Annotated in this window: 11 protein-coding genes; 4 read left to right on the top strand and 7 right to left on the bottom strand. The window is 73.3% G+C overall.

The genetic code is table 11. From position 1 onward, the window contains the following. Window positions 1-41: 41 nt before the first annotated feature. Both RI138_RS23330 and RI138_RS23325 read left to right on the top strand, forming a co-directional pair. Window positions 42-1,304, top strand: coding sequence for a DUF1266 domain-containing protein (locus tag RI138_RS23330; protein WP_398863554.1), 1,263 nt, complete (start codon window positions 42-44; stop codon window positions 1,302-1,304). Beyond that, window positions 1,301-2,503, top strand: coding sequence for a DUF1266 domain-containing protein (locus RI138_RS23325; RefSeq protein ID WP_311121477.1), 1,203 nt, complete (start codon window positions 1,301-1,303; stop codon window positions 2,501-2,503). Before RI138_RS23330 ends, RI138_RS23325 begins: the two co-directional genes overlap by 4 nt. A 24-nt stretch (window positions 2,504-2,527) precedes the next feature. On the opposite strand, the gene RI138_RS23320 is transcribed toward RI138_RS23325, so the two are convergent. The 7 genes from RI138_RS23320 to RI138_RS23290 form a co-directional block, all read right to left on the bottom strand. Then, window positions 2,528-3,409 carry an SDR family oxidoreductase gene (locus RI138_RS23320; protein WP_311121476.1) on the bottom strand — a complete coding sequence of 294 codons (882 nt, stop codon included), beginning with the start codon at window positions 3,407-3,409 and terminating at the stop codon, window positions 2,528-2,530. A 132-nt stretch (window positions 3,410-3,541) separates the two neighbouring features. Then, a complete protein-coding gene (locus RI138_RS23315; RefSeq protein ID WP_311121475.1) occupies window positions 3,542-5,113 on the bottom strand; it encodes a choice-of-anchor A family protein in 1,572 nt (523 codons plus the stop codon). Window positions 5,114-5,255: 142 nt separating this feature from the next. Continuing rightward, a complete protein-coding gene (locus RI138_RS23310) occupies window positions 5,256-6,254 on the bottom strand; it encodes an NAD-dependent epimerase/dehydratase family protein (protein ID WP_311121474.1) in 999 nt (332 codons plus the stop codon). A gap of 236 nt (window positions 6,255-6,490) precedes the next feature. Further along, window positions 6,491-7,159, bottom strand: a complete 669-nt coding sequence (locus RI138_RS23305; protein ID WP_311121473.1) for a DUF6304 family protein — start codon at window positions 7,157-7,159, stop codon at window positions 6,491-6,493. 108 nt (window positions 7,160-7,267) lie between these two features. Further along, entirely contained in the window at window positions 7,268-7,873 is a 606-nt protein-coding gene (locus tag RI138_RS23300) for a GNAT family N-acetyltransferase (protein ID WP_311121472.1), read from the bottom strand. A gap of 86 nt (window positions 7,874-7,959) precedes the next feature. Next, complete coding sequence (locus tag RI138_RS23295) at window positions 7,960-9,003, bottom strand: family 2 encapsulin nanocompartment cargo protein polyprenyl transferase (protein WP_096626009.1); 1,044 nt, start codon at window positions 9,001-9,003, stop codon at window positions 7,960-7,962. Between the two features lie 90 nt (window positions 9,004-9,093). Further along, on the bottom strand, window positions 9,094-10,500 hold the full coding sequence (locus RI138_RS23290; RefSeq protein ID WP_311121471.1) for a family 2B encapsulin nanocompartment shell protein: 1,407 nt from the start codon (window positions 10,498-10,500) through the stop codon (window positions 9,094-9,096). Window positions 10,501-10,677: 177 nt separating this feature from the next. Between RI138_RS23290 and RI138_RS23285 the strand changes: the two genes are divergently transcribed. Next, window positions 10,678-11,124, top strand: coding sequence for an RrF2 family transcriptional regulator (locus RI138_RS23285; RefSeq protein WP_311121470.1), 447 nt, complete (start codon window positions 10,678-10,680; stop codon window positions 11,122-11,124). Between the two features lie 110 nt (window positions 11,125-11,234). After that, window positions 11,235-12,431, top strand: a complete 1,197-nt coding sequence (locus tag RI138_RS23280; protein WP_311121469.1) for a globin domain-containing protein — start codon at window positions 11,235-11,237, stop codon at window positions 12,429-12,431. Window position 12,432: the final 1 nt, after the last annotated feature.

The following is a 12,432-nucleotide window of genomic DNA, read 5'->3' as shown; positions in this document are numbered from 1 at the left end:
ACTCGGGGCCGGCGCGCGGCCCGTTTCGTAGGATCGCCTCCGTGACGACGGGGAACGCGGCAGAGACAGAGGGCGGCCGGGCGGTTGCGCCCGCGCACGAGGCGTACCGGCCGCATCCACCGTCGTACGCGGGGACTCCTCCCCCTCCGCCGGCGTCCCCGCCCCCCGCTCCGCCCACCGAGGCCGAACGCGAGCTGTCCGCGGCCGTCGCGGGCGGCAGTGCGGAGGCCGTACTCGACGTGCTCGCGCGCACCCGGCTGTACGTGCTCGTCCCCCGGCTGCACGCGGACATCCCGGACTGGACGCCCCCGCTGCCCACGTTCCGCGACGAGGCGACCCGGCGGATCTGCGTACCGGTCCTGACCCCGGGGATGCTGCCGCCCTGGCATCCGGAGTGGGTGTTCCGGGAGGTGGGGCTCGGAGAGCTCGCCCGGATCTGGCCGTACGACGCCCGCCGCCTCGCCGTGAACCACGGCACCCCGTACACCGCGCTGGTCGCCGCCGGTCACCGTCGGCTGCGGGGCTGGCACCAGGCGGACGAGCGTTCGGGCGGGCCCCGGCAGGGCGTCCTGGTCACCGACGGCGGCGGACCGCTGCACGGGCCGCTCGCCCACGGTCTGGCGCTGGGCGCCCATCTCGCCGTGTCCAACGGCCTCGTGTGGAACCGGCTGGGCGCGGTGTACCAGGATTACGCCGCGGACCGGGCCAGGCTCCGCAGGCCCTGGGGCATCCCGCACCGGGCCGAGTTCCGCGACCGGCTGGGCTCCCTGATGAAGAACCAGCTGGTGGGGCGTGTCCAGGAGGCCGTCCTGCGCACCCGGCACACCCTGGCGGCCCGGCTGGGCCGCACGCCCGGCCGGGAGGAGTGGTCGCAGGCGGTGGACCGGGCGCTCGCGGCGCGTGACGGCCACGACCGGGCGGAGGCGCAGCGGGCGCTGAACCGGTTCGTACGGTACGAGGAGCGGTTCCGGGCCGACGGGGTCCTTGCCCCGGACGACCGGGTCGACACCCTCGCCGCCTTCGATCTGGGGCGCGCGGTCAACGTCGTACGGCTCGCACTGGGCGCCCGCTACACCGAACCGCAGGAGGCCGGGCAGGACGTGCTGCGGCTCGGCGCTCTCGCCCGGGAGGCCTACCGCTCCTGGGACGCCTTCTCCCTCGGCTATCTGCTGGCCCGGCTGGTGCACGGTGACGACGAGGACGGCACGCCCGGCGAGGAACGGATGTACCGGGAGGCGCTCGCCCAGCACCGCGTTCTGACCGAGGACCCCACCAGCCCCTACCGGAACATCCCCTGGTCATGAACCCGATCCACCCGAACCGTCCCACCGCACCCCCGGCTGCCCCGGCCCCCTGGACGCCCGCCCCCTGGGTCCCGCCCTCCGAGACCGAGCAGCTCCTCCACGAGGCGGCGCTCCGCGGCGACCCGCGGGCCCAACTGGCGGCGCTGGCGGGGGCCGAGCTGTACATCCCCGCCCCGCGCGCGGAGGCGGACGCCAAGCCGGACACCATCACCTGGCGTGCGCACCACGACCCGGCGGGCTTCGTCTGCCGGCCGGTGCTCACCCGGGGCATGCTGCCCGCCTGGCATCCGGACTGGGTCTTCCACGGGGTGTCGCTGCGCTGGGCCGCCGAGTTCGGCTGGTCCGACCCGCGCGTGTTCCTCGGGGTCAACGTGGGGACGCCCGGGCAGCTGCTGCTGCCGACGTCCCCGACGGATCTGGCGCTGTGGCAGCGCGCGTACGCGGAGAACGACCGCCTCCGGGAGAACCGGCTGCTCGCGCTGCGCCACGGCGCGCTGCACGGACCGCTGGCGTACGGGCTGGCCTGCGGGGCGCATCTCGCGATCGGGAACGCGGTGCCGTGGAACGAGGTCGGCACGGTCTACCGCGAGTACACCACCGAGCGCGATCAGCTGCGCGACTCCTGGGGCATCACCGGCCACGCGGAGTGGCGCGAGCAGCTGGACGCCCTGCTGGATGCCCGTAACAGCCCGCCGGAACCGGACTTCGTGCTGCGCACCCGCGACCAGCTGGCGTCCGCGCTGGGCGAGCTGCCGTCGGCCGATCTGTGGCGGGAGACGGCCGCCGGCCACGCCCAGGACCTGGGGGCCGCCGCCGACGTGGTGAAGGGCATCGAGAACCTCGTACGCCGGATCATGCGCTACGAGGCCCGGTTCCGCGCGGACGGGCTGCTGCCGCCCGACGGCCGGGTGCGTACGACGGTCGCCTACGACTACGGGCGGGCGGTGAACCTGGCGCGCTGGGGGCTGTCCGCGCGCTACTGCACCCCGGCGGACGCGGAGGCGGCGATCGTCCACGCGGGGGCGCTGAGCAAGTCGGCCCACCTCTCCTGGGAGGAGTTCTCGGCGGGGTACGCGCTGGGGCGGGTGCTGCGGTTCGACGAGGAGGAGTACGGCCCGTTCTACGAACAGAACGTCCTCGCCCACCGGCTGCTGGCGGAGAGCGAGGGCAGTCCGTGGCGCCACATCCCGTGGCGGTGAGCCTGGGCCGTCCGGCCGGTCGGCTCAGCCGGCGGGCAGCAGGTGGCGGTAGCTGTCCGGGTTCTCCACCAGGTATTGCGCGAAGCTCTTGGCCGGGTGGCCGGTGAGCAGGGGCACGGCGTCCGACACGGCGGCCAGTTCGCCGCGCGCGATCGCCTCGTACGAGGTGACCCACCCGGCCACCTCCCAGTCCTCGGCCCCGTAGCCGGCCCGGGAGGCGTAGGCCTCCTCGCGGGTCTCGGGGACGTAGGTGACGGTACGTCCGGTGGCCCGGCTCAGCTCCTCGGCGGCCTCGGCGAGGGTGAACGCCTCGGGTCCGGTGAGGTCATAGGTCCTGCCGTCGTAGGTGGTGCCCTCGTCGAGCAGCACGGCGGCCGCCGCGTCCGCGATGTCCTCGTGGGCGACGGCCGCGACCCGCCCGTCGCCGCCCGGTCCGCGCAGCACGCCGTCGGCCCCCGTCATCGCGGGCAGCCCCGCCAGATACCAGTTGTCGCGCAGGAAGGTGTGGCGGACCTCGGCCGTACGGATGTGGGCCTCGGTGTCCCAGTGGTCGCGGGCGAAGGTGAACGTGGCGTCGGGCGCGGCACCTTGGAAGGACACGTAGACGATCCGTTCCACGCCCACCGCCACGGCCGCGTCGATCGCCGTGGTGTGCTCGCGCACCCGGTGGGGGCTCTCGTGCGCGGAGACCAGGAACAGGGTGTGCGCCCCGTCGAGGGCCCGCCGCATGGCCTCCGCGTCTCCGTAAGCGGCGGCGGGCGCGCGGTCCGCGCCGGGCAGGTCGGGCAGGCGGGCCGGGTCACGGCCGAGGAGCCGTACGGGTACGCCGGTGCGGGCGAGGCGCCGGGCAACCCGGCCGCCGACGGCTCCGCTCGCTCCGGTCACGGCGGTCAGGGGGCCGATCACTGGAGTTCGTCTTCCTCTCGTCGTGTTCCGTCCCGCGGGTCCGGCGGCCGGGACTCAGTGGTCCCGGCCGCCGGACCCGTTCCCGTACAGCGGCCGGCGGCGGCTGCTGAACGGGGGGCTGGGCGAGTGCTGCTAGTACGTGCGGCGGCGTGCCCTGCGCGTGGCCACCAGGACCGTTCCACCGGCGGCCACGAGCGCTGCCGCGATGGACCCGATGATCCATTCACCGCCCCGGGAGCCGGTGTCGGGAAGCTTGCCCGGGTGGCTCGGCGAGTGGGTGGGGTGCGGGGTGTGGTGCGTGGGGGTGGGGGTGGGGTCCGTCGGGGTCGGCGTCGGGTCCGTCGGGGTCGGCGTCGGGTCCGTGGGGGTGGGGGTGGGGTCCGTCGGGGTCGGCGTCGGGTCCGTCGGGGTCGGCGTCGGGTCCGTGGGGGTGGGGGTGGGGTCCGTCGGAGTCGGAGTCGGGTCCGTCGGCGTCGGCGTCGGATCGGTCGGCGTCGGGGTGGGGTCCGTCGGAGTCGGAGTCGGGTCCGTCGGCGTCGGCGTGGGAGTCGGATCGGTCGGCGTCGGCGTGGGGTCCGTCGGAGTCGGCGTCGGGTCCGTCGGCGTGGGAGTCGGGTCCGTCGGAGTCGGCGTCGGCTCCGGTGTGCAGGTCGGCAGGTCGCCGTCGAAGGGGTACGCGTGGATCTCCTGGCCCCCCGATGCGCCCGCCGAGGTGTGGGTGAGCGAACCCGCCGTGTAGAAGCGGCCGTTGGTGCCGCTCATGCTGAGCACGGTGGTGCTCGTCGGCTGGCCGACCAGGATGCTGCCCTCGAACTGGGCCGGACCGGTCAGCGACAGGTCGGTGGCGTCCGGGAAGTTCCACAGCAGGTTCTCGCGGAGGCCCTCGTTGGGGAACGAGCCCATGAACGTGGCGACGCTGCGGGTGCCGCCGTAGACGTTGACGAGGACGGTCGCGCCCTCGGGGATGCCGTTGAACACGAACCCCGTGTTGCCACCCGCCTCCGACTCCAGGTCCGCGTCCACGTCGAAGATCTGGATCGCGGACGTACCGTCACCGGTGAACGTCATGACGTCACCTGCCTTCTGCCACGTGCCCGTCACCTCCCGGTGATCGTCGCCGTCGTACGCGTAGCAGTGACTGGCCTCGGTGAGCTGCGGGCGCAGCGCGGTGTACGGGGCGGCCGCGTCCGCGTCGAAGCGCGGGGCGGTGGTGGGGTTCACCGTGCCCGTGAGCTCACCCGCGTACGCGACGCGGCCGGAGTGCGTGCCCTCCTCCGCGAGGAGGCGCTCGCCTTCGGCGATCGTGACGTCCCCGCCCGCCGTCAGATAGTCGGAGCCGTCCGGCGGCGGCACCCGCGAGCCGACGCCCGCGATGCCGACGTTGTAGATCTGCGAGACCCCGTCCCGCTTGTCCATGTCGAACCGGCCGAGGGTGACGACCTTCCCCTCCGCCTCGGCCGCCGCCTCCCGGACCAGGAAGTCGCCGCCGACGTAGACATTGATGTTGCTGTCGAAGTTGGTTACCGGGCCGTTGTTGGGGTCGTTCCAGCTGGGCGGGCAGGAGCTGCCGAGGCAGGGTCCCAGTCCGCCCGGCAGCGGATCGGCACCCGCGGCCGGGGCCAGCACGCCCACCATCGCCGCGGCCGTGGCCACTGTCACTGCTGCCCGGATTGCGTTGCCGCGCCTGCGCGCCTTCTGTTCCATGCCGCGCAATATGCATCTTTAATACCTAGTCATTTTGTATGACACGCCGGTTTCGCTCCGTTTCGTAGGCCTATGGGAGGTTTTTGGCGTACGACACGCGCAGGGGCACCGCGGCAACCACGGAACCCGCGGGACCGGTGCGTCAGAGAGCCAGCAGCTTCGCCTCCAACCGGGGATCGAGGCCCACGGCGGGGCGGTCGGGGCGCTGGGGAGCGACGCCGCCCCGCTCGCTCAGCCAGGTCCAGGTGTCCGCGACGGTCTCTCCGGCCGGCCGGCAGCGCAGCCCGGCGGCGTGCGCCTTGGCGTGGCCGCCCCGGTGCATGGTGTCGTGGAGCTCGCCCGGCGGGAGCCAGATCGGCAGGTCGCTCCACGGCTCGGCCCCGGCGGCCAGCAGAATGTCCGGACCGGTCCAGCGCAGCTCGGCGTCGGACGCGGTGACCGCGACGCAGGCGTCCAGCAGCTCGCCCATGGTGGTGTGGCCGGGGCGGCTCACGGTGTCGTACGGGCCGTTCAGCCCGCGCGCCGCCGCATCCAGGAGCCACCGGGCGAGGTCCCGGGCGTCGATGTACTGGAGCCCGGCCGTACGTGGGCCGGGGGCGATCACCGGGCCGCCGCGGGCGATCCGCGACAGCCACCAGGGCAGTCGGCCGACGTTCTCGCCGGGGCCGATGATCAGCCCGGCCCGCGCCAGCAGGGCCCGGTCCCCGAAGGCGTCCAGGGCGGCCAGCTCACCGCCGCGCTTGGCCTGGCCGTAGGGCACGTCCCCGCCCTCGTCCGGCGAGGCCCCGGCCAGCAGGGGGCTGTCCTCGCCCAGCCCCGCGGGGGTCGGGTAGGCGTAGACCGAGCGGCTGGAGACGTACGTGTAGTGCCCGGCCCGGCCGGTCAGCAGCCGGGCGGCGTCCCGTACGGCGGCGGGCGCACCGCTCCAGGTGTCGACGACCAGGTCCCAGGTCGCACCCCCGTCCGCGAGCGCCGCGAGCCCGGCCGCGCCCGCGGTGCGGTCCCCGGTCAGCGCGCGCACGCCGGGCGGGGGCGCGTGGTGGCCGCGGTGGAACACCGTGACCTGCCAGCCCCGCTCCAGCGCCGCGTCGGTGACCGCCCGTCCGACGAACTCCGTACCGCCCAGCATCAGAAGCCTCATGCGACGAGCCTGCCCGCACGGGCGCGGCCCCGTAACCCCGGCACGCTGTCAGCAGAACGGGGAACCTCCCGGCAGACGCCGCACGTCAGGGCGTGCGGGCCCAGGAACGCGAGCCTGCGCTCGGGGCGTACGCGCCCGGGGCACGGCCGCGCAGGTCGCGATGTACGGGCAGGGGCCCGGCCGCACACCACGGCCTACGCGCCGGGAGAGTGACGGCAGCTGAAAGGACCTGCCCGTCAGGCGAGTTCCAGGGGGAAGGCACCCCGGTGACCGGTGCCCGCGCCGTCGGCCGGGCGCGCCTCGAACTCCCGGCAGCTCCAGACCTCCTGGACGAACCCGGACCGCCGGTCCCACAGGTCCAGGACATCGTCCTCGCCCGCCGCTCCCCGGTAGGCCTCCTTGGCTCCACGGAAGCAGGCGAGGCCACCGGACAGGCCGCGGCCGGGGGCCGGGAAGTAGTCGGAGAAGGCGCAGGCGATGCAGGTCTGGAGGCGGATGCCGTCCGGGAGGATGCGCTGGACGGCGGCCAGGGCGGCGGCGAAGTCGCTTTCGGCGCGGGCCGACTCGTAGACCGCACCGTCCAGATGGAGGGCGAGGTGGAGGTCCGGGTCGGCCCGGCGCAGCGAGAGCAGGCAGCTGAGCGTGGCGTGCCGGAGCGTGCCCGCGACGAGGACGGGCAGCGGCAGGTCCCACTCCAGTACACAGTCGGTGAGTGCGCCGTCCGCGAGGGCGACCATCCCGCTCTCCGGCGGCATCCCCGCCACCGGGGCCAGGTCGTCGAAGCTCTCGCCCTCGAAGTCGACCCCTCGGATCCGGATGCGGAGCTGCTGTCCGTCCGTGGTGAGGACGACGGCGTCGGAACCCCTGCGGTCCCGGTACCAGCCGGCCCACGACTCATCTGTCATGGGCAGGGACTGTAGCCCCTGACCGGCCCCTGACCGGCCCCTCTGCCCGGCCCCTCTGCCCGAGCGCTCTGCCCGGCACAGCCCCGGCCGCCGCCCGGGCCTGGCGGTTCAACCCGCACATGGCATACGGGGCTCACGCCACATGGGCCACATGGGCGGACCGTCCGGCAGGTCGACCGTGCGGCCCAGGAAACGGAATCCGAGCCGCTCGTACAGCGTCCGGCTGCGGGCGCTGCTGGCCTCCAGATACGCGGGCACCCCCTCCCGGTCGCAGCGTTCCAGCTCCGCCCCGATCAGCTCCGCCCCGATGCCCTCCCCCTGGCGCTCGGGCCGGACGCCGATCATCAGGAGATAGGCGTGCGCGCGGTCGTGCGGGTGGACCGCTCCGGTGAGCCTCCCCACCAGCTCGCAGCGTTCGTTGCCGGGGTCGGCGGTCCGCCGCATCAGCGCGGGCGTGGGGTCCTCCTCCTCGGGGGCTCCGGCGGGCACCGGCAGCCACAGGGCCACCGCCGCGTCGCCCTCGGCAATGTCGATACGCCCTTCGGCGAGGGCGACGTCCACGAAGACGCCGAGGAACCTTCCGTGCACGGCCCGCCGGTGGGCCTCGTCCGGGAACACCCAGCTGCTGACCGGGTCGTGGTGGAACGCCTCTTCCATGACCGAGACGACCCGGGCCCTGTCCTCCGGTTGCGCCTGCTGTGTCCGTATGCCCATGACCGGCTGCCGCTCCTTCTGCTGTTCGCTCCAACCAACCTCCGAAATACTAGAGTTGAGGGGGCGGAACCGGTCATGGCGGTCGGTCAGCTGGTGCGGCGGGTGACGAATTCGGCCAGGGCCAGCAGGTCGCCCGCGCCGCTCGGGTCGGGGACCGCACGGGAGAGGTGGTGGACCGCGCGGGCCATCCGGTCGGCGGCGCAGACCTGGGCCCAGTCCCGGCCGCCGGCCCGGTCCACCGCGTCGGCCGCCCGGTTGACCTCGGCGGAGGTGCTCATGGGGCCCCGGTAGAGGGCGGCGAGCTCGGCGGCGGCCGGGGTGCCGGAGGTGAGGGCGGCGACCACGGGCAGGGACTTCTTGTGGGCGGACAGGTCGGCCCCGACGGGTTTGCCGGTGCGCTCCGGGTCGCCCCAGATGCCGATCAGGTCGTCGATGAGCTGGAAGGAGAGCCCCGCCTCCCGTCCGAAGCCGTCCATCGCCCGGACCGCCCGGTCCTCCGCCCCGGCGTAGAGGGCGCCGAGCGCACAGGCACAGCCGAGCAGGGCACCGGTCTTGGCGGTCGCCATCGCGAGGCATTCGTCGAGGGTGACCTCGTCGGGGCCGCGCTCCTCGAAGGCGCAGTCCGCCTGCTGGCCCGCGCACAGCTCGATGACGCAGGAGGAGAGGCGGGCGGCGGCGCGGGCGGCGGCCGGATGTGTGTCCTCGGCGAGCAGCCGCTGGGCGAGGGCGAGCATGGCGTCGCCGGCGATGATCGCGTCCGGGATGCCGAAGACCGCCCAGGCGGTGGGACGGTGCCTGCGGGTGGTGTCCTCGTCGATGACGTCGTCGTGGAGCAGGGTGAAGTTGTGAGCGAGTTCGACGGCGACGGCGGCCCGCACCGCCCGCTCGGGATCGCCGCCCAGCGCGCGGGCGGCGGCCAGCACGAGGGCCGGCCTGATGGCCTTCCCGGCCTGCCCGGCGGCGGGGGTCCCGTCGGCGTTCTCCCAGCCGAAGTGGTACATCGCGATCCGGCGTATGCCGCCGGGCAGCGACTCCACGGCCGATCGCAGATGGGGGTCGACGACCGCGCGGGTGCGCTCCAGCAGCGCCGCGGCCTCGTGCCCTTCCGTCGCTGCGTCCGTACTGGTCATGGTCACGGTCACTCCTGGGGCGAGGCGATGGGTGCGGGCCCGGGGGTCCGGGCGGCCGCTGCCGCCCGGACCCCCGGGGTGAGCTCGATATCAGCGCCAGCGGCTGACCTCGACGTTCTCCAGCACTCCGAGGGCGTCCGGCACCAGAATGGCGGCGGAGTAGTACGCCGTCACCAGGTAGGAGATGATTGCCTGCTCGTCGATCCCCATGAAGCGGACCGAGAGGCTCGGCTCGATCTCGTCGGGGATGCCGGTCTGCTGGAGACCGATGACCCCCTGCTCGGCCTCGCCGGTCCTCATGCAGATGATGGAGGTGGTGCGGGCATCGGAGACGGGGATCTTGTTGGACGGGAAGATCGGCACTCCGCGCCAGGCGGGCACGTGGTGGCCGCCGATGTCGATGCTCTCCGGGACGAGCCCACGCCGGTTGCACTCGCGGCCGAAGGCGGCGATGGCCCGCGGATGGGCGAGGAAGAGCTTCGATCCACGGCGCCGCGAGAGCAGTTCGTCCATGTCGTCCGGGCTGGGCACCCCGTCGTGCGGCTGGAGCCGCTGCCCGTAGTCGCAGTTGTTGAGCAGTCCGAACTCCCTGTTGTTGATCAGCTCGTGCTCCTGGCGCTCACGCAGCGCCTCGACCGTGAGCCGCAACTGCTGCTCGGTCTGGTTCATCGGCTGGTTGTAGAGATCGGCGACCCTGCTGTGCACCTTCAGCACCGTCTGGGCGACGCTCAGTTCGTACTCGCGCGGAGCGGCGTCGTAGTCGACGAAGGTGTGCGGGACGACGGCCTCGCCCACATGCCCGGCGGAGAGGTCGATCTCCGCCTCGCCGTACTTGTTGGTCCGCTGCTGCGGGATGGAGAGCAGACCTGCGAGGTGGCCGTGCAGTGATTCGGCGCGCTCCGCGAGGTTGTAGACATCGGCACGGCTCAGGGTCAGCAGCGTGCACGCGGTGACGGCGCGGGCGGTGTACTCCCAGACGGCATCACCGTCGATCAGACTGTGGTCACCGAAATACGCGCCGTCGGCGAGGACCCCGAGCTCCATCTCGTCCCCGTAGGGCCCGGAGCCGATCTTCTGGACCTTGCCGTGCGCCAGCAGATAGACCCGGTCCGCCGCGTCCCCCGAGGCGGCGAGCACCTCCCCCGCGGCCACGTCCCGCTGCTCGCACCTGCGGGCGAGCTCGGCGAGCACCTCCTCGTCCCCGAAGTCCCTCAGAGCGGGCAGCTCCCCCAGTTCCGCGGGGATGACGGCCACCCGGTCCCCGGTCTGGACGAAGGTCACCCGGCCGTCACCGACCGAATAGCTGAGCCGACGGTTCACCCGGTACGTACCGCCTTGTACCTGCACCCACGGCAGCATCTTCAGCAGCCACCGTGAGGTGATCTCCTGCATCTGCGGCGCGGACTTGGTGGTCGTCGCGAGGTTCCGCGCAGCCGCCGTCCCCAGACTCTGCTGCGGCGGCGCCTGCGTGTCGCGAACCTCTTCACCAACGGACATCTGACGTCCTCTCGATCATGGGCTGACCTGCGAGGAAAAGCCTTTCAGCAGGGGACTCCGCACGCCATTACACAAAAGAGTGTGACTAATCGGCCTCCGGTCGGGGCACGTTGCTCCTCGTCGCCGTGCGGGCCGGGAAATTTGCATCACACATGCCACTTATCTACGGTGGGGCTCATGCGGCTGACGAGATTCACCGACGTGGCCCTCCGCGTTCTCATGCGCCTCGCGGTCACCGAGGGCGGAGATCCGCCGACCACCCGCGAGGTGGCGGCCACCATGCGGGTGCCGTACACCCACGCCGCGAAGGTCGTCGCCCGACTCCAGCACCTCGGCCTCCTCGACGCCCGCCGCGGCCGGGGCGGCGGGCTCACGCTCACGACGGCCGGACACTCCGCCTCGATCGGCTCGCTGGTGCGGGAGCTGGAAGGGGCGGAGGAGGTCGTCGAGTGCGAGGGCGGCACCCCCTGCCCGCTCCGCTCCGCCTGCCGGCTGCGCGGCGCGCTGCGCCAGGCCCAGGAAGCCTTCTATGCCTCACTGGACCCGATCACCGTCACCGACCTCGTCGCCGCCCCCACGGGCCCGCTGCTGCTGGGCATCGGCAGCGGCCCGCCACCGGACTGAGCCCGACGGGCACCCGACCAAACCCGGTCGGCACCCCTCGGACGCCCGCGCCCGCACGTCTCCTCTTCGCCAAAAATATGCATCTCACATTCCAATAAGGAGCTCCTTCCATGCTCTCCGACCGGTCCACCGCCACTGTCCGCGCCACCCTCCCCGCCGTCGGCGCGGCCATGGGGGACATCGCGGACCTCTTCTACGAGAAGCTCTTCGCCGCCCACCCCGAGTTGCTGCGGGACCTGTTCAACCGGGGCAATCAGGCCTCCGGCGACCAGCGACGGGCGCTCGCCGGTTCCATCGCCGCGTTCGCGACCCAGCTGGTGGAGCGGCCCGGCACCCGCCCCGACGCGATACTGGACCGGATCGCCCACAAGCACGCCTCTCTCGGGGTGGCCCCCGAGCAGTACGAGGTGGTGCACACCCACCTCTTCGCCGCCATCGCCGAGGTCCTGGGCGACGCGGTCACCCCTGAGGTCGCCGCGGCCTGGGGCGAGGTCTACTGGCTGATGGCGAACTCCCTCATCGCCGCCGAGGAGCGCCTCTACGCCCAGCAGGGCGTCCTGGCGGGCGCGGCGTGGCGGGAATGGGAGGTCACCGCCCGGATCGAGGAGACCAAGGACGTCACCACCTTCCGCCTCCACCCGGCGGACGGCAGCGACGCCCCCGCGTTCCGCCCCGGCCAGTACGTATCCGTACAGGTCGAACTCCCGGACGGAGCCCGCCAGATACGCCAGTACAGCCTGTCCTCGGCCCCCGGCTCCCCGCTGCGTTCGATCACCGTCAAACGCGTGCGCGGGGCCGGCACCCCCGACGGCGAGGTCTCCCGCCACCTGCACGAGCACACCCGCGCGGGCCACCTGCTGAGCCTCTCCGCCCCCTACGGGGACCTGGTGCTCGACGACCTGGACGCGCCGCTGCTGCTGGCATCGGCGGGCATCGGCTGCACCCCCATGCTGTCGATGCTGGAGCACCTGGCCGGGGAGGGCCACGACCGCCCCGTCACCGTGGTGCACGGCGACCGCTCCCCCGCCGACCACGCCCTGCGCACCGACCACGTCCGGCTGACGGAGAAGCTCCCCGACGCCGAGGCGCACTTCTGGTACGAGACCCCGGATGCCGGGCACCCGGCGAATCGCACGGGGCTCGTCGACCTGAACAGCATCACCGTATGGCCGGGCACCCACGCCTATCTGTGCGGTCCGCTCCCCTTCATGCGCGCCGTCCGCACCCAGTTGCTGGAGGCGGGGGTCCGCCCGGCCGACATCCACTACGAGGCGTTCGGCCCGGACCTCTGGCCGACCGCCCCCTGAA

Origin of the sequence: Streptomyces durocortorensis (assembly GCF_031760065.1) — a bacterium.
In the GTDB taxonomy this organism is placed as follows: domain Bacteria; phylum Actinomycetota; class Actinomycetes; order Streptomycetales; family Streptomycetaceae; genus Streptomyces.
This window is presented reverse-complemented; position numbering and strand designations above follow the sequence as displayed.

Bases quoted from the DNA above. Each gene is read 5' to 3' on its own strand.
- RI138_RS23315 (WP_311121475.1), bottom strand. From the start codon at position 5,113: ATGGAACAGAAGGCGCGCAGGCGCGGCAACGCAATCCGGGCAGCAGTG.
- RI138_RS23305 (WP_311121473.1), bottom strand. From the start codon at position 7,159: ATGACAGATGAGTCGTGGGCCGGCTGGTACCGGGACCGCAGGGGTTCC.
- RI138_RS23285 (WP_311121470.1), top strand. From the start codon at position 10,678: ATGCGGCTGACGAGATTCACCGACGTGGCCCTCCGCGTTCTCATGCGC.
- RI138_RS23290 (WP_311121471.1), bottom strand. From the start codon at position 10,500: ATGTCCGTTGGTGAAGAGGTTCGCGACACGCAGGCGCCGCCGCAGCAG.
- RI138_RS23300 (WP_311121472.1), bottom strand. From the start codon at position 7,873: ATGGGCATACGGACACAGCAGGCGCAACCGGAGGACAGGGCCCGGGTC.
- RI138_RS23325 (WP_311121477.1), top strand. From the start codon at position 1,301: ATGAACCCGATCCACCCGAACCGTCCCACCGCACCCCCGGCTGCCCCG.
- RI138_RS23310 (WP_311121474.1), bottom strand. From the start codon at position 6,254: ATGAGGCTTCTGATGCTGGGCGGTACGGAGTTCGTCGGACGGGCGGTC.
- RI138_RS23280 (WP_311121469.1), top strand. From the start codon at position 11,235: ATGCTCTCCGACCGGTCCACCGCCACTGTCCGCGCCACCCTCCCCGCC.
- RI138_RS23295 (WP_096626009.1), bottom strand. From the start codon at position 9,003: ATGACCAGTACGGACGCAGCGACGGAAGGGCACGAGGCCGCGGCGCTG.